Genomic DNA, 405 nt, shown 5'->3' with positions numbered 1-405 from the left:
GTCTGGCACTCGCCAGATGCCAAAGGAGAATGAAATGTCTATCCTGTCGTCCCTTGGTCGCATTGCGACCGAATTCAGCGCGGCCCGCGCCCGCTACCAGACCGAACGCGCCATCCGCTCCCTGCCGATCGAACTGCAGAAGGATATCGGCTGGCCTGAGGCTTCCGACACCAAGACCAATTCACGCAGTGGCGTCGGATCCTGGGCTGGAGCAAAGTAGATCGTGTGTACCAAGTCCTGAAGGCCTGCCGCGCAATCGCCCGGCAGGCCTTCTCTGTTTTATTTGTATTCAAATGATTTTCGGAGCCATGCCGCCAGCGCATGACGCATATGAGAAAGCCGCATAGCAGCTCCTGTTTCCAATTAATGCCTTGTAAATAATCGCAAATTTCGGGCACCTTGCCC

1 protein-coding gene is annotated in these 405 nt (G+C 55.8%); it reads left to right on the top strand.

Annotated features, from left to right (window positions below; genetic code table 11):
• Positions 1 to 34: 34 nt before the first annotated feature.
• Positions 35 to 220: a hypothetical protein gene (locus EN935_RS40390; protein WP_109667819.1), complete on the top strand. Its 186-nt coding sequence runs from the start codon at positions 35 to 37 to the stop codon at positions 218 to 220.
• The last annotated feature ends 185 nt before the right edge of the window (positions 221 to 405 follow it).

It is taken from the genome of Mesorhizobium sp. M7D.F.Ca.US.004.03.1.1 (assembly GCF_003998635.1).
In the GTDB taxonomy this organism is placed as follows: Bacteria; Pseudomonadota; Alphaproteobacteria; order Rhizobiales; family Rhizobiaceae; genus Mesorhizobium; species Mesorhizobium loti.
This window is presented reverse-complemented; position numbering and strand designations above follow the sequence as displayed.